This is a genomic window from Treponema sp. (assembly GCF_045641405.1).
Classification (GTDB): domain Bacteria; phylum Spirochaetota; class Spirochaetia; order Treponematales; family Treponemataceae; genus Treponema_D.
Genome location: NZ_JAZUGX010000012.1, coordinates 1 through 17,337 on the forward strand (window position 1 = coordinate 1; position 17,337 = coordinate 17,337).

Below are 17,337 nucleotides of genomic sequence, written 5' to 3' on the forward strand. Positions count from 1 at the left end.
AATTATGAATTATGAATTATGAATTATTCTGTTTCTACAGATAGAAACAATTTGACAAGGTTGTAATTCTGATGTATGATGTTACTATCAATAGAAACGTAAGGTTTCGGAGGTATTTATGTCAGAAGAAATTCAGAATGAAAATGAAGAAAAGAGAGTAATGAAGGGTGAAGAAAAGAAAGGCCTTTCTATTCGCGAACTTGTACTCATCGCAATTTTGCTTGCAGCAGGTGCAGTACTTAAATTCTTTGTAGGAAGCTTTGTAAACTTCTTTGGTATGAAGCCTAACTTCATCATCGCCATGTACTGTATGGCAATTGTTCTCATCAGACCACGCGTATTTGAGGCCATCATTATCGGTATTCTTGCAGGTGCTATCTGCCAGTTCTTCCCTGGAACTCCATGGCTCAACTTCCTTTCTGAATTCTTTGGTGCTCTTGTAATGTGCCTTCTTGTTAAGGTTCCAATGCCAAAGCTCGGTAAGGTTGAAATCATGCCAGCTGTTGCAACATTTGTAAGCACTGTTGTTTCCGGTGGAATCTATGCAACATTCCTTCTTGTTGTAATCAAGTCTGATCCTGCCGCTCTTGCAGCATTTGTTCCTATCGTTGGGTTTACAGCTTTGTTCAACGCAATCATCGTACAGGTACTTTACTATCCACTTAAGGCAACATTGAAATGATCAAGATTCAGAACCTCAGTTTTTCATACGTAGACGCAAAGGAAAAGGCACTTTCAAAAATAAATCTGGAAGTTGAAGATGGTGAATTCCTTGGAATCATCGGTTCAAGCGGTGCGGGCAAGACAACATTATCCTATGCCATCAACGGAATAATTCCACATCACTACAAGGGTGATTATTACGGAAAAGTTCTTGTAAATGACAAGGATGTTTTTGACACTGATCCATGCCAGCTTGCCCTGGAAATCGGTTCGGTATTTCAGGACATTGACAGCCAGATGACTTCTGCAACTGTAGAAGATGAAATCCTTTTTGGTATGGAAAACTTTGGTTTTGAAAAGCAGGAAATCTATGAACGCCTTGAGTGGGTGCTTAAGGAAATGAACATAGAATTCCTGCGTGAGCGTGACATTTCAAGTTTGAGCGGAGGACAAAAACAGAAGGTTGCAATTGCCGCTATTCTTGCCCTGCGCCCAAAAATCCTTGTCCTTGACGAGCCTACGGGAGAACTTGATCCTGCAGCAAGCCGAAATATTTTCCGCATCATTAGGGAACTCAATGAAAAGTACGGACTTACGGTTATCGTTATAGAACAGAAAATCCGCCTTCTTTGCGAGTATGCAAAAAAACTTGCCGTATTGAAGCACGGTGAACTTACATTCCACGGAACTGTAGAAGAAGTTCTTTCCCATCGTGATGAACTTGCCGATCTTGGGCTGAACCATGAGCGCGTCGGCAAAATCCTTGACCAGATTGTTGCTGATTCAAAAAAGAAAATTGACGGTGCCGATACAAAAGTTTCATCTTCAGAAAAAGTGGAATACACAAAATATTCAACTGAAGCAGAACCGATTGTTGAAGTTGAAAAAATGTCTTTTGGCTACGATGTAAACTATCTCATCAAGGACATTGATTTCAAGGTTTACAAAGGTGACTTCCTTGCTTTGACCGGTGAAAACGGATCTGGAAAATCTACCTTGAGCAAACTCATAGGCGGAATCCTTAAGCCTGGCAGTGGAAGCATTAAAATCTGTGGTCTTGAAAGCAAAAAGACAAAGAACAGCATCCTTGCACGCCACATCGGTTTCCTTTTCCAGAATCCTGACAGACAGCTTTGCTGCTATACGATCCAGGATGAAATTGCCTTTGGACTAAAGGCCCTTAAAATGTCTGATGTCGAAAAGAGGGCAAAGGAAATTGTTGAGCGCTTTGGATTTGATCCTGCCATGGCACCTTTTGCCTTGAGCCGCGGACAGCGTCAGCAGCTTGCATTGGCTTCCATCATTGCAGTTCAGCCTGAAGTGATGATTCTTGATGAGCCTACGACCGGCCTTGATTACAAGGAATGCATGGACCTTATGAATGCAGTTAAGGAACTCAATGAAAAGGGTACTACTGTAATCATGGTTTGCCACGACATGGAACTTGTTCGTGATTTTGCAAAGCGCATGGTTGTAGTTGCAAAGGGATCTATCGTTGCCGATGGATATCCAAAGGATCTTGTTCCAATCATGGAAGAAAATTCTTTGGGTTTAAAACAGTTTGACGGAGAATAAAATGAAGGGATTGTTAGATTATATTTCCGGTGATTCAATATTCCACAGGATGAATCCAATTACAAAATTGTTTTTTGCTTTTGCAATCTGTATCAGCTGTTTTGTTTCAAGCAATGTTTATATTCTCATGGGGCTTCTTGTGCTTGATGTTGTCATAGGCCTCATGTGCGGAATCTACACCAGAACTTTTACTTTGCTTAAAGGACTCATAAAGATTTCAATTTTTCTTTTCATCCTTCAGGTTCTTTGCATCAGGTCTGGAAATGTGATTTATGAATACAAGTTCATCAAGATTACCGACAACGGCGTGATGAATGCCTTCCGCCTTGTAATGCGCCTGAGCTGTGCAACGCTTCCTTTGGCTCTTATGCTCAGCGTTACAAAACTTGGTGACCTTTCAAATTCCCTTGTTGAAAAGCTTCACATTCCGTTCAAGTATGCCTTTACCATGACTACGGCAATCCGCTTCATTCCGGTTTTTGCATCTGAAATGGCCGGAATCATGGAAGCTCAGACTTCCCGTGGAATCGAGCTTGATACAAAAAATCCCTTCAAGAAAGTTGCATTGATCCTTCCATTGTGTGCACCTTTGCTTGTCTCTTCCGTACGAAAAACCCAGAGCCTTGCCATTGCCGCAGATTTGCGCGGATTCAAATTCAGAAAGAATGGCAGCTGTCTTAAGAATTACGGATACAAGGCCCGTGACATCCTCTGCTATCTTTTTAGCATTGTTCTCCTTGGCGGAACAATTTTTGAGGTTGTGCTTCACTGAAATTAACGATTAAAGCCCAAAGAGATTTTCAACATCGGCATCGTCATAGACGCGTGAAGTGATGTTTTCTGCATTTGCCAGAAGATTTTCCAGCCTGTTGTCTATGGCTTTTGCAACAAGGCTGTTCATGTCGATTCCCCTAAGCTTAAAAAAGAGGAGGGGATCGTCGTCAAGTTTTGCTCCTACAGCATATAAAACCGAAGCAACATGCTTGCACATCTTGGCGCTGTCTGGGCACATGCAGAAAAAATGAATTTCCTTTGGTGATGGAAAAAGTCCGTCTTCCTGAAAGAAAAGGTCTTCCATTTCAGGTGGAAATTCTCCCTTTACAAGGCTTTCTACATTGTGAATTTTTTTGGAACACTGCCATGATATGTCCACAGCCTTTACTTCGTTGATCGGATCGATTTCAATTTCAAGAATATAAGGCTTTTTTGCAGTACCCATTACAAGGGCCTGGATTTTTCCCGCTTCAATCTTAAGGTCTATTACGTTTCCATTCTTGCAGTAGCTTTTCCCGCGTGGAAGGCGGTTTGCGTAGTCAGAGTAGCGTTCAAGGTTTTTGCACCACATGAGGCCCCACCATTTTTCCGCAATCTTGTTTCCGGCAATTACAACGGGATTAAAGACAATTCCCTTTGCAGCCATTTTTTTTACATATTCTTCAGCCTTGTTTTTTCTATCTGCCACGCTTTCGTATTTTGGCTTGTTGAAATTGTATCTTTCATAATCGTATTCGTAATCATCATAGTATGCCATAAACTATTCCATCCTCAAGGCTTCAATGAGTTCGTGGTCGGACATTTTTGTAAGGAGGTTTTCTCCCGTGTCTCCGATTCCGCCGATTACGCTTTTTGCAAGCCGTGTCTTTGATATGAGCATTTCGTTGATCTTTTCTTCGATAGTGTCCTTGCAGACAAATTTGTGCACGAATACGTTTTTCTTCTGCCCGATGCGGAATGCTCTGTCTGTTGCCTGTGCTTCTATGGCTGGATTCCACCAGCGGTCAAAGTGAATTACATGGTTTGCCTTTACAAGATTAAGTCCAACTCCAGCGGCTTTAAGCGACAGTACCATGAATGGAATGTATTCATCACCGTTGAATTTCTGAACATATTCTGTTCTGGTAGTTGCCTTTGTACTTCCGTCAATGGTTAAACCTTTTGCGTGGAAAATACCTTCAAGGAATTTTTCGAGAGGCTCTATCATTTCCTTGAACTGAGTAAATACAAGAACTCTTTCGCGCTTTTCGTAAATGGTTTCGCAGATTTCCTGTATCATTTCAAATTTGCCGCTGCCACTTGGTGCAAATTCTTCCTGTCCCAGATACTGGTCTGGATGGTTGCAGATCTGCTTAAGACGGATAAGAACTTCGAACATGAGGCCATTTCTTTTAACAGGATCTCGGTCTTCTTCATCTCCGATTTTTTCAAGACGTTTGGTAAAATCATCAACAGCTTTTGTATATAAAGTTTTTTGTTTTTTGTTGAGGGTAATGTAGTCCGTTGTCTCGATTTTTTCTGGAAGATCGGAAATGATTCTCTTGTCTGTCTTTAATCGGCGCAAAAAGAACGGCGCAATCATGGCTCGGAGTTTTGTGTTCTTTTCTGGATTTTCGTTGAGCTCCGTCTGGAATTTTTTGAATTCAGAGGAAGAACCAAGAAGGCCTTTGTTTGCAAAATCAAAGATTGACCATAGGTTTGTCAGGTTGTTTTCAATTGGCGTACCGGTCATTGCAATCTTTTTTTCGGCAGGAATTTTCTTGATGATTTGGGTCTGCTTGGAGGCTGGATTTTTGATTGCCTGTGCCTCATCCAAAATTATACAGTCCCAGTTTACCATCTGAAGGGCTGGAATTTTTGTTGCCATTCCGTATGTTGTAATGTTGAGAAATTGCAAATCGCTAACAGCTTCCGCCTGCAGCTTTGCCGCAGGTTTTCCGTGGAGTACTTTTATTGTTATGAGCGGTGTAAATTTTTTTGATTCAGCCTGCCAGTTGCCGATCAAAGAAGCAGGTACAATCAAAAGGATTTTTTTCTTTGATCCGCCTTTGCCGCTACGGATTGATTCCATGAAGGTAAGGGTCTGCAAAGTTTTTCCAAGGCCCATGTCGTCTGCAAGACAGGCTCCGAAACCGTATCTGTACATGCCTGCAAGCCAACTGTATCCTGCTTTCTGGTATGGCCTCAATGTTGCATTTACATTCTCAGGGACTTCAATGTCTTCATTTGTTGCGGCGGCCCTCATGTTGCTCAGGAATGTCTTTAGCCAGTCTCCGTTGGTAATGATTATGTCGCCATCAACATTTACTTCTTTTCGTTCTTCTGATTCCTCGTCTTTTTGTTTTTTGTCCTTGTCAAAAATGTTTCCGTGGAGGGCATCAAGGAGTGAAATTTTCTGGTCGCTTTCCATTATGCGCTGGAATTCTGCAAGAAGGGCAGCAAGCTTGTCCTTGTTTACCTCAACCCATTTGCCTTTAAGGAGGGCAAGTCCTTCTGTCATTTCCAGGAGGCTTTCAACTTCTTCAACTGTAATTACTTCACCGTCAAGTACAAATTCAGGTTTTACGGAAAGTACTGTCTGGAATCCTATGAACTTCTGTGATTTTTCACCAAGTTTTATGTTTAGCCTGATGCTGGCGGACTTTTTCTTCCACCAGATCGGGATGCGGCAAAGAATTCCTGTGGCTTCGATTTCAGGGATTGCCTTTAGAAAACTGTAGGTTTCCTGTGGTGTAAGTTTAAGTGTATGAAATATCTCGCCGCTTTCAACAATTTCGTCTACGAATTTTGAAACGTCTGCAGCTTTGTTCAGGCAGGCAAGAAGGGCAAGCAGCTTGTCTTTGTTGTCCTTGTATTCTGCCAGGGCAAACTTCAACGGTTTGTGAGTTACTGTTTTGTCTGGATTCTGGACAGCATAAGTTGCAATGAATGCAAAGGGAAAATCAATCTGCTCCTGTTCAGTCTTGGCCTTGTTTTCCACAAGATGAAAGAAAATGCGTTCTGGCGTGTGGAGGCTTTGCGTTTTTTCTGAAAAATATTTTTCTACGGTTCCGTCGTATTCTGCTATTTCGGCCTTGAAAACTTTAAGAAGGTTTCTGACAACCCCTTCAAGCCATTCTGAATCAACGAATTCACTTCCGACTGAAAACGGTACGCATTCTGCAAGGTAAAGGTACTGTTCTGCAGATAAATCCATTTTAAGGTTTTCGCGCTGGAATTCAATTTCACTTGCAGAACTTAATGCCTTTAAAAATACATCGGAAATCTGCCAGAGGAAAATATATGAGCAGTCTGAATCCAGTGGCCGTTCTGTCCATCCTAAATCATAGAGGGCTTTGAATTTATTTGAGTCAAATTTGTTCTTGATCTCCACATCAGAATCTGGATCAAAGGCGTTCAGTTCAATGTAGAAATCATTCTGAGTGAAAATTGCCTGCATTTGTTTTAAGCGTTAAATGATGGTGTAATTTTTTTTCCGCTTAAATCTGAATGCCTGAATTCATGGATGACACAGGCAATGGCAGTAACGAAGGCAAGTACATCAGCTGTTGGTCCAACCCAGAAAAGTCCATTGATTCCATAGATCATTGGAAGGACAAAAAGAATCGGGATAAAGAAGATTACCTGTCTTGTCAAAGAAAGTAGTGCACCCTTTACGGATTTGCCGATGGAAGCAAATAGGTTTGACGAAAGCATCTGGACTGCACCTAGCGGAAGGGCACAGAGGAAACACTTCATGAACTTTACCGAGAATTCCACGTAGAGCCCGTCTTCCTTACCGAATATGGAAAGTATGTATTCTGGGAATAGCTGAAAGCAGATTACTGCAAGGATTGTGATTGCAAGTTCGCATTCTATGGCAAGGAAATAAGTTTTCTTTACACGGTCGTATTGCCTTGCTCCGTAATTGAAACCGATGATTGGCTGCATTCCCTGGCTGATTCCGATGAGGACAGCAATGACGATGGCATTTACCTTCATTACGATTCCGCTTGATGCCAAAGGAATTTCAGCTCCGTAGATGGAAAGGGCGCCGTAGTGAACCATGGTTCTGTTCATGCAGACCATTACAAGGCACATGGCGCACTGTGTAAGGCCCTGAGACATTCCGTATTTGATGGTGACCAGAGTCTGCTTCAGGTTCAGTCTGAAATATTCTTTTTTAAGTGTTACGCGTTTAAAGCGTTTCAGGTATGCAACGCAGATTGCAAAGGAAATTATCTGTGCAATGACTGTAGCCCATGCAGCACCTGCAACTCCAAGGTGGAATACAAAGATAAAGATTGGATCAAGGATTGTATTGATTATTCCGCCAGTTACCATGCATATCATGGAATATTTTGGAGAACCGTCTGCCATGGCAATGTGGCTGATTACATTCATGACAACGATGAAAGGAAGTCCAATGTTGGTGATGCTTGTGTACTGGTATGCGTATTTGAAGATTTCATCTGTTGCGCCAAAGGCATAAAGCATCTGCTTAAGGAAAATGAAAACAACGGCTGCATAGAAGATTCCGAAAGCAACGGCTGCGGTAACGGCAATTCCTACAACTTTTGCTGCATCTTCAGTTCTTTTTTCACCAAGATAAATGGAGTATCGTGTTGCGCCACCGACTCCAAGAGAAAGAAAAACGGCAACTGCAATTACTGTAACTGGAAAAGCAACGTTTGTTGCAGCGTTTCCAAGATATCCGACGCCTTGTCCGATGAAAATCTGGTCTACAATGTTATATATGGAGTTTACAAGCATTGCTATGATGCCTGGAACTGCGAATTTTCTTAAGAGTACTGAAATTTTTTCATATCCCAATGGATTTTCTGCTGAATTTTCTGACATGTCGCAAAGTTTAACAAATTTTTCTAAGAAATTCATCAGGTTTGCCGAAAATTTTACATAAGGTGGTATATTTATGGGCGTAAAGGGTATTTCAGGAATGGCTGTTACAGGAACTCTTGGTGATGCAACTGCAGCAAGGGATTCTTCAAACCTTCAGAAAGAAGCAGTGAAATTTTCAGAATTGGTTAAGGAAATGCAGCGAAATACTGCCATGGGACTTGCCGAAAAGAAGGGAAATACTGTTTCTGGTGTTTCTTCAAGCCAGATTGCTAAAAATCACAGGTTGAATGGCGATTATACACAGGGATTCTACGGAGCATTTACAAGCGAAGCTGACAAGAATGCTGCTCCTAAAGGTCTTGCGGCAAATGTAAAGGGATCTAACGGAAAAACTCCTACGATCGACAAGACTTCCGATCTTTATGCACAGTCCATGGAAATGGAAAATTATATGGTAAAAATGATGCTTTCAAGCATGAGGAATACCATACAGCATACAAGTCTTTCAGGTGAAAACAATGAATACGCCCGCAAGATGTACGACGACATGATGTATGACAACATGGCAGAAGCAATGACAAAGAATTCTTCTTTTGGTCTTGCAGATCAGATCTACATCGAACTTTCTGGTCAGAGAAAGTAATTTTTGCCTTTTTTTCGCCGATTAAAAACCTGGTGCAGAATGCATCAGGTTTTACTGTTTTTAGGGGTCTGTCCCCGTTGTTGGGGGAATAACGGATGCTTAGTTTTTTTATTTATTTTGGCAACCGGTTGCCATTCTGTGGTTTAGGGTATATAATCTAAATATTAAATTTCTACTATATATATTTCCATTTTGGAGGAATTCTATGAAAACTGTTGCTGGTATCGACCTTGGAACACAGAGTATGAAAGTCGTAATCTATGATTACGAAAAAAAGGAAATCATTGAAAAGGCTTCGTGCCCAATGGATTTGATTTCAGAAGCAGACGGAACCCGCGAGCAGACAACTGAATGGTTCGACAAGGGACTTGAAGTTTGTTTCGGAAAGCTTTCTGCAGAAAACAAAAAGACAATCGAAGCTATCGGTGTTTCTGGACAGCAGCACGGTTTTGTTCCTCTTGATAAGGATGGAAAGCCTTTGTATAACATCAAGCTTTGGTGCGATACATCAACAGCAGAAGAATGCAAGATTATTACAGAAGCTGCAGGTGGCGATGCTGCCGTAGTAGATGCCCTTGGAAACCTTATGCTTACAGGTTTTACAGCTCCAAAGATCCTCTGGCTTAAGAGAAATAAGCCTGATGTATTCAAGGCACTCACATACATCATGCTTCCACACGATTATCTTAACTGGAAGCTTACTGGTGAATACGTAATGGAATACGGTGATTCATCTGGAACAGCATTGTTCGATTCAAAGAACCGCTACTGGTCAAAGAAAATCTGCGACATCATCGATCCTTCATTGATGGACAAGCTTCCAAAGCTCATTAAAGCACATGAAGCTGCAGGAAAAGTTTCTGCTGAAGCTGCAAAGGCTTATGGCATTCCAGAAGGCATTCCAGTTTCTGCTGGTGGTGGAGACAACATGATGGGTGCTGTCGGTACAGGTACTGTTGCAGACGGCTTCCTTACAATGTCTATGGGTACATCTGGTACACTTTATGGATATTCAGACAAGCCGATCGCTGACCCTGCAAACGGTCTTTCTGGTTTCTGTTCTTCTACAGGCGGATGGCTTCCACTTCTTTGTACAATGAACTGTACAGTTTCTACAGAATTCATCCGTGGTCTTTTCGGACTTGAAGTAAAGGAACTTGATGGAGTTGCATCTAAGGCTCCATGCGGATCAGAAGGAGTTCTTGTAATTCCATTCTTCAACGGTGAAAGAACTCCAAACCTTCCAAACGGTCGTGCAAGCATCACTGGCATGACAACAGCTAATACAAGCCGCGAAAACATCTGCCGTGCCGCAATGGAATCTTCTGTGTTTGCAATGCGCGGTGGTCTTGATGCATTCCGCAAGCTTGGTTTTCAGCCAAAGGAAATCCGTCTTATTGGTGGTGGTTCAAAGTCAGCACTCTGGCGTCAGATTGCAGCAGATGTCATGAATCTTCCAATCCGTGTTCCTGCTCTTGATGAAGCTGCAGCTCTTGGTGGAGCAGTTCAGGCTTTGTGGTGCCTTCAGAGCATGAATGGAAAGTCTGACATTGCGGCCCTCTGTGCAGAACACATCAAGCTTGACGAATCAAAGAACGCAGATCCAATCGCTGAAAATGTTGCAAAATACAATGAGGCATACAAGGAATACACAAAGCTTGTTGAACAGCTTTCACCTTTGTATAAGTAATCGATTGAATTTTTGCTTGCCATGAATTGTTTTTCATAGGTCAACAAGATGCGTTCCTCAAAATGGGGAATGAATGAATACTTTCTTATAAAACCTGTTAGTTTTTAACATAAGACTGACAGGTTTTTTTTATTTTTTTTACTTCAGTTCCTTTTTTTTGTGGACTAAGGCTAATTATTTTCTTACTTTTGAGGCATGAATAAAAACATTTTCAAGCCATTTATTTTTTTGTTTTATATAGTTTATTCTTACACTTTTGCAGCTTCCCAGCAAATTGATTTTGGACTGGATTCTGGAATAAGTAAAGGAAAAGTTCGTCTTGAACAATATCTTGAGCGTGCTGATTTACTTAAGGAAAATTCTAGATGGCGAGATATGGCAAATGAGGGAATTCAGATTGCCCTTTGTGAATGGGAAAAATTCTATGTTCCTTCAGAAGAAAAAAATATTTCAAGGGAAGAAGTTCTTCAATATTTCAGTACTCAAGTGGAGGCTAGATATGAAAAATTTCTTCAGCAAAAACTCAATGAGGATAGATATGCAGAATTTTATGTAATCGTAAGGAAAGAGCTTGAGCTACTTTCATCTAGGCTTCAGGAAAAAAACAGAGGCGCCGCAATTACAGCTGAAGATGCAAAAAAAGAATGGAATGATGCGGCAAAAGAACTTGTCGATGGTTATATAAGGGATTTTGGAAAGGATTATGATAGTGCCTGGTTGAGTGAAGTGCAGAAGCTATCTGATTCCTTTGAAAGAAAGCTTGTCTTAAATGAACTTTTTGACAGAGAATCGCTTAAAGTTCTATCTGAAACTGATCACGCATCAAGCATCGCATTGGATCTTGCAGACAAGGCCGAAGAAAAGACTAATCGGATAATTGACAGCTTGATTTTCGGTCTAGATATGAATCCTTTTGTTGATGAAAAAGAAATTGAAAAAATAAAAGCTGATGATTGGGTTAATAAGTTTGAAAACGAAATGGACAAGGCTCTTTTAACATGGGAAGAAGCGGAAAATAAATTCCTTGAAAGTAAAATTCTTTGGGAAGAAAATGTCCAGAATTCTTTTTCGTCTGGTATGGAAAAATGGGAATCCGCCTATAATGAATTCCTTTCAAGAAAAGAAAACTGGAAAAAAGAAATTTCAAGCCGTGTTGAAACTGCAAGGCTTGATATGATTTCCATGGAAGAAATTTATGTTCAGGAAGTAAGTGAAAAACTTTTGGAATACGATGAATTTCTAAAAAAACAAAACCTTGCAGCTTATGAGATTTTTTCATCTCAAAAGGAGACTTATGGCAAAGTAAGGAATCTGCTCTCAGACTACAGAGATTATGGCAACACTTGGATGTTGCTCTGGCGAAATCAATATTTACTGCTTTGTGACTATTGGGAACTATATAGTTTTTCTAAAAATTGTGATGAACTCCAATCCTTTTTAAGTAACGGATCAATTGATATTGGTAAAATTGATTCCTCCTATGTTTCTAAAATAAAGACTCAAGTTAAGCAGGTCGACGGCAAGCTGAATGATTTTATCAAAAAAAATGGAGGTGACATTGAAGAATTTCGGTCAAGCGAAAATGATCTCATATATTTTCTTGATGGCATTATAAATTGCAAGGAAACGGAAAATGCATTGCGAAATCAGATGCTTTCCAGCACTGGTAAAGTTTTAGAAGACTATCTTGATCCTTTTACCATTGAACTGAATAAATCAAAATTCCATCTTCAGGAAAAACAGAAGGAATACGAGATAGCTCTTGCTGTCAATAATTATGCTCTTAGTGCTACAAATCTCACGGAAAATGCTGTTTCTTCTGATCAAAACCTGAAACAGGCTCTTGAAGAATTCAATCTTGCCTGTGAAGAATTGAATGAAAACAGCAGGGGTGAGTATGCTGTTTATCTCGAAAAAAAGAATGCATTGGTAAAAGATATAGAAGAAAACAATACCGATTTTGCATTTGTCAGTCGCAAATTAAAGGAATTGACTGAGCTTAATGAGAAACATTCTAAAGCAGTTGAGGATTTGAATGCTGCAAACCTTCATCTTGAAGAACTAAGACTGAACGTAAGGAAAGCCCAGGCAATCGTTGATTATGGAAATAGTATATATCTTGGAAAAAATGATGCATTGCAGAATTTAATGAAAGCATCAAGAGAACTTAAGGATGCAAAAGATAATCTTTCGTTGATTGAAGAAAAATCAGAAGATAAAATGGCAATATCTGATTCATCCATTAACAAAATCAATTCTTTAAGAAAAGCAGAAGAAAATTTGATTGCCTGCACTTATATTTTTGAAGAAACAATTAAACAAATTGAGGATTTGCAAAGGAAAATTCTTGTTTCAGAATGTGAAACGTTAAATAAGCGAAAGGATCTGGTCTTTGACCTAAAATCTCCAGAGTCTACAATGACGGAATTGGTTAAGATTGGCAGGGATGAACATGGAAACTATATGATAGATCTTGATCTGTCCTGTGGTTCTGGACCTTTACAGGATGATGGATATTACGAAGAATTTTTTAGCATTTCAAATCGGCTTAAGGAAAACAGATTCTCAGAAACTGAGTCTTACACTTCAGCTGAAGTTGATCTTGTGGAATGGACCAACAGAATGATGTCTGACTGGAAATATTTTGAGGATGTTGCATTGACAGCATTGTATTATATAAGTTCCAATGGCTATCTTGATGATGTTGATGGACAGAACCTTAATCCATTAAATCGAAACAATAGTAAATATGTTTTGTATGTAGATCCAAGTGATGAGCTTGGTTCTATTGGACTTTATAACGCCTATCGTAGAGAGACAATGGAAGAAGCCATTGGTCGGATACAAGGAAGGTCTGGTTGGAAGCAAGATGTTGCAAGATGTATTCTATACAGAGATTCCAACAGTTTGATCGGACATAACATCGAACGGGTGGAAACCTATGCGCTCCAGTATACTGCCTTTAAAAAGCTTTCTGACAAATATGAAGATAAAATGGATGATCATAGTTTTTTTCCAGGTTTTTTTGGAAATCGAATAATGGACAGTGACGGTAAGCTTGCAGAAGCCTGTATGGAAGAAGTGGATGATCTTAGAGACCAGATTTACAATAACATGATGGATGTAAAGCAAAAGCTTATGTCGGCAAATTCTAAATACGTTGCACAAGTAAATAAGGAAAAAAATGAAAACATCCAGCTTAATAGACTGCTTTACAATGAGGATGACATTGTTAATGGAAAATTTAATGTGGATGATTTTTCAAAGGTTTTAACAAGGGTAGCGGCTCAAACCTATGGAATCGATGATAATGAAATTCATTCAATAATTGAGTATTACACCGAAACAAATATATTTGATGATGTCGTAGCCGCTTTATCATATGTTAAAAGTTTGATTGAAAAAGAAAGAGGTACTGCATATGATGATGTGCTTTGCGCTGTAAATTCAGAAGAAAGCATATTGTTTTCACTTATGGATATGTATGAAGCCTTAGGTTTGGGTGCTATTCGTAAAATAAATCTAAATGGTCCTATGGAATACTTTTGGGATGATTTTCTCGAATCTGTTAATTCAATAAATTTCTATGCTGGCAATAGAAGCTCTGCCAGTCAGTATGAAAATTACGCAAATGAACTTAATGAGACGGTTCTTGCGCTGGAAAAAAATCTGTCAGAAAGGTATAGAGAGATATGTAGCATAGAAGAATATTCCTTGGATCATTGGAAAAAAGCAGAGGAGAAAATCAATCAGGAATATAACACATGGATTTTGAATTTTGAAAATGAATGTAATGCTAAAAGAGAGGAGTGGAACTATAACTATAATACATTTTTATCTGATCGACAGAAATACATTTCAAGGAATTATTTGGAACAAACCCTAAAGGCATTCGATATTGCAGTTGAAAGTTCATGGGCTAATGCATTTTACGAAGGGTATTCATTAGAAGAAAGCAGTGAACGCATTTCTCTAATACTTGAATCACTGCATGGTGGGGATTTTATTAGAGGAAGCTTCAATGTTAATCATATTGCTGATGATGATCTGATAAAGGTTGATGAAATTAAGAATGAAATTCTTTCTGAGCAAAAAAAACTTGCATCAAAACAGGCTGCCTATAAAGCATTTGAAGTTATTGAAAACAAAAAAAATGAAGGAATTGCCAAGATAAAGGAATTGAACAGAGCTCAAAAAGAATGGGAGATAGAGCTTGTCCGCAACAACGGATATTCTGTCAATGGGAATGAAATAGAAAGAAAGGTAACTGATGGCTGTACTTTATTCAAGGTGCTATATCAAAATCAAAGTATTCATATGTATAAGGATTTTTATATAGATCCAGTTGATTACAGCATCAATCTTTCTGGACTCAATGGATTGTGTGATGAAGCCATTAAGGATTTAATGACAAAGGCTTCAAACGAATATTCTATGTGGGAAAAACAGGTCTTTGGATCAGAGAATGAAGATGGATGTTTCACTAGGCATTTGGGTGATGTTCCTGTATTAAAATCCAATGTGGATATCCGCAGGGATAGAAAAGAAAATAGTTTTACATTCAATAATAAAGGAGAAATCACCTTAATCTTGATGGATTTACAATGGAATAATCTTGAAGCCAACGCTGCATGGGCAGAATTTGAAAAGCCTGCATGGGATCAGAAAATATTCGATGCGTCCTGGGCACCTACCTTGAGAACCACTTCAACAATTGCTGCTGCAGTGGCCGCATCTGCCGTTTCATGTGGAGTGCTTTCTGCAGGAGCTTCTGTTTATACTGCAGCCGCATTATCCAGTGCAATAACTTTATCCAATGAAACTGCTTTTGCAGGAATGGATGTTGCTGGTGGATATAAAACTCCTTATGAAGTAGGGAAGTCTCTTGCAGCTTCTGCGGTATCCAATGCTGTTGGAATAGCAACAGCAGGAATTGGAGATAAGATTTCTAAAATTGGTTCTGCAGGTGGACGAATTGGAGCGAAGACCATGTTTGAAGGCGGTAAAACTACATTTGGAATTGCAGCAAATGCTTTGATAATGAATGATGGAAACATATTTAGGGCAAAGGATTCTATATTGGATAAAGAAAGCTATGGAAAAATCCTATCAAGCATGACATCTGGTTCTGTTTCATCGGGTCTCGATGAATTGAATTTAGGAATGAATGCAATAAAAGTAAGAGGGTATAGTACAAGCAATGTATCTGATATAGGCAATTTTGATTCTTTTATTGGAGACAGTGCATCATCTCTGTTTGAGCTTGTCTATAATGGTGAAACTACATTGAATATTGCTTCGTTGAAAGGAACAGGTCTTTGGGAAGTTGAAATTGGTAATGATGGAATTAAAAGTCATATCGGCATGAATGGAAAGAATTTCAGCATTAACAGAATCATGAGTTCGATTGAAGGGCTAAAAAATATTGAAAAAAACAATAGAATTGAAAGGTATTCTGCTGGCAATGAAACAATCGCATCTGCCTTAAGATTGGATTATGGTTTTGGAAATGAAAATGCAAGAAAACAGCTTGAAGATATTCTTGACAACAATACTGTGCTTATGAGAAATGATGGAGTACAAGAAGAGTATGTAGCAAAATCCGTCCTGGAAAATGGGAAAAAAATAATTATGCTTGGCAATGAACTGGATGATGAAAGCTATATGGCTTTGGGTATTGTCTTGCAGCATGAAGCCGAAAGAAATGGTTTAAGAGATGGGGAACTTGGTCAGATTGCTGAAACAATACTCAGTGTCGCAAGTCATAGTGCTTTTGTGGAATCTCTGGCAAATGATTCTCTTTATCGGAATGATGTTGCAAAATATATTTCTTCAAATGAAATTTTATTGAATGATATAAATGCACTATCTATATTAAATAATAATAAAGATCTTATGGAATATGCCAGATATGTATATCAGAATTATGATACCTCAGAAGATTTCTGGCGTATGACATGGGGAGGGCAGATTATAAATGATGGACAGGGATACCTTGTTGATGAAAATGGATATTACATTAATAGTGATGGTACTCATACAAAATACATTACTGAAAAAACATTGGGCGCAAAAGGAATAGAAACTGGGCTTTTAAATATTATTAACAATTCAAGCAATCTACCGTATTGCCTTTTTTCCGATGAACAGATTCTCGCGGCACAAAAATTGATGATTGATTCTGGACTGAAGCCGTTAAATCCCAAGGGTGATTTCAAAAATTATTCTTGGCCTACTGATTATAAGGGGCATAAACTTAATATGTATGATTTTATGGAGGCTTCCGGAAAAAAAGTTAATGATGAAATCTTTAGCTGGCGATATAATAATACAGCAGACCTTGTGCTTGCGCAAAAATATGGTGTAGATCTTGGATTCAATAAAGCTCCATCTGATTATGCAATTCCTGAAGTACTTCTTGGAAAGTTTAATGATCTGGTCACCAGCCATGGAAATGAAACTAAAAATGCACATGAATTGTATGATAAATATAGATTTGAAATAAATAATTCCGATGGTTCTGTTACATCGTTATTTAAGTTGACAAAGGATAATCCTTTTTTGGATAAATTACTTGGGCAACATAATGTTAATGCTACTAACTTAGATTTTGAGATTATAGAAAATCTTAAAATTATTTCGAAGTCTGGTTGTAATTTTATGTCAACTCTTGCTGTTCCCCAGCTTATGACTGGAAATATATTTACAGGTGATGATGTGATTGATATTTGGGAAGAAACTAATTCCATGTTATTAAAATATGGGAAAACCAAATATGATTATCTTGTGCGGCCAACTGATGCTTTTGTAAATGATAGAAATCATCTTGTACAAATTGCTATGAAAAAAATGAATGTTGAATCTTTTTATACATCCTACGGACAGTTAAGGAAAAACGATATATATACTAATGACAGAGTTGGTTTTTATAAAATTAACGCGGCAGGGAAATTGTATCCTTATCATTTTACTGTAGGTGATAAAGATGGTAATGTAATTTATAATCCTGGCTACAGTCATACGGATATAAAAATAATGGATAAAATATATGTAGGAGAAAAAAGATGAAAAAATGTATTTTTGCCTTTTTTATTGGAATTTTGCTTAATATGGTTTACGCAGAAGATAGTCTTTTAAAAGAAAACGGTAAACT

Annotated in this window: 9 protein-coding genes; 6 read left to right on the forward strand and 3 right to left on the reverse strand. The window is 38.8% G+C overall.

Translation table 11 applies throughout. The features are described from left to right. The first annotated feature begins 118 nt into the window (after positions 1 to 118). From ACKI39_RS02340 to ACKI39_RS02350, 3 genes are read left to right on the forward strand one after another with little or no spacing between them, the layout of a single operon-like run. Complete coding sequence (locus ACKI39_RS02340) at positions 119 to 682, forward strand: tryptophan transporter (RefSeq protein WP_407397278.1); 564 nt, start codon at positions 119 to 121, stop codon at positions 680 to 682. After that, a complete protein-coding gene (locus ACKI39_RS02345) occupies positions 679 to 2,238 on the forward strand; it encodes an ABC transporter ATP-binding protein (protein WP_407397280.1) in 1,560 nt (519 codons plus the stop codon). Before ACKI39_RS02340 ends, ACKI39_RS02345 begins: the two co-directional genes overlap by 4 nt. Position 2,239: 1 nt before the next feature. Further along, positions 2,240 to 3,010 carry an energy-coupling factor transporter transmembrane component T family protein gene (locus tag ACKI39_RS02350; RefSeq protein ID WP_407397282.1) on the forward strand — a complete coding sequence of 257 codons (771 nt, stop codon included), beginning with the start codon at positions 2,240 to 2,242 and terminating at the stop codon, positions 3,008 to 3,010. 9 nt (positions 3,011 to 3,019) lie between these two features. Here the strand turns inward: ACKI39_RS02350 and ACKI39_RS02355 are convergent, their stop codons facing one another. From ACKI39_RS02355 to ACKI39_RS02365, 3 genes are read right to left on the reverse strand one after another with little or no spacing between them, the layout of a single operon-like run. Next, entirely contained in the window at positions 3,020 to 3,769 is a 750-nt protein-coding gene (locus ACKI39_RS02355) for an SWIM zinc finger family protein (RefSeq protein WP_407397284.1), read from the reverse strand. 3 nt (positions 3,770 to 3,772) lie between these two features. Then, the gene (locus ACKI39_RS02360) at positions 3,773 to 6,451 is read right to left on the reverse strand and encodes a DEAD/DEAH box helicase (protein ID WP_407397286.1); all 2,679 of its coding nucleotides are present in this window, start codon (positions 6,449 to 6,451) and stop codon (positions 3,773 to 3,775) included. Between the two features lie 5 nt (positions 6,452 to 6,456). Beyond that, on the reverse strand, positions 6,457 to 7,851 hold the full coding sequence (locus tag ACKI39_RS02365; protein WP_407397288.1) for an MATE family efflux transporter: 1,395 nt from the start codon (positions 7,849 to 7,851) through the stop codon (positions 6,457 to 6,459). Between the two features lie 73 nt (positions 7,852 to 7,924). Here ACKI39_RS02365 and ACKI39_RS02370 point away from each other — a divergent pair, with 73 nt between their 5' ends. The 3 genes from ACKI39_RS02370 to ACKI39_RS02380 all read left to right on the forward strand — a co-directional run bounded on the left by ACKI39_RS02370 (position 7,925) and on the right by ACKI39_RS02380 (position 17,252). Next, on the forward strand, positions 7,925 to 8,494 hold the full coding sequence (locus ACKI39_RS02370; protein WP_407397290.1) for a rod-binding protein: 570 nt from the start codon (positions 7,925 to 7,927) through the stop codon (positions 8,492 to 8,494). A 205-nt stretch (positions 8,495 to 8,699) separates the two neighbouring features. After that, positions 8,700 to 10,184 (forward strand): xylulokinase, encoded by a 1,485-nt coding sequence (gene xylB, locus ACKI39_RS02375; protein WP_407397292.1) that lies wholly within the window; start codon positions 8,700 to 8,702, stop codon positions 10,182 to 10,184. 195 nt (positions 10,185 to 10,379) lie between these two features. Continuing rightward, complete coding sequence (locus ACKI39_RS02380; RefSeq protein WP_407397294.1) at positions 10,380 to 17,252, forward strand: hypothetical protein; 6,873 nt, start codon at positions 10,380 to 10,382, stop codon at positions 17,250 to 17,252. Positions 17,253 to 17,337 lie beyond the last annotated feature (85 nt).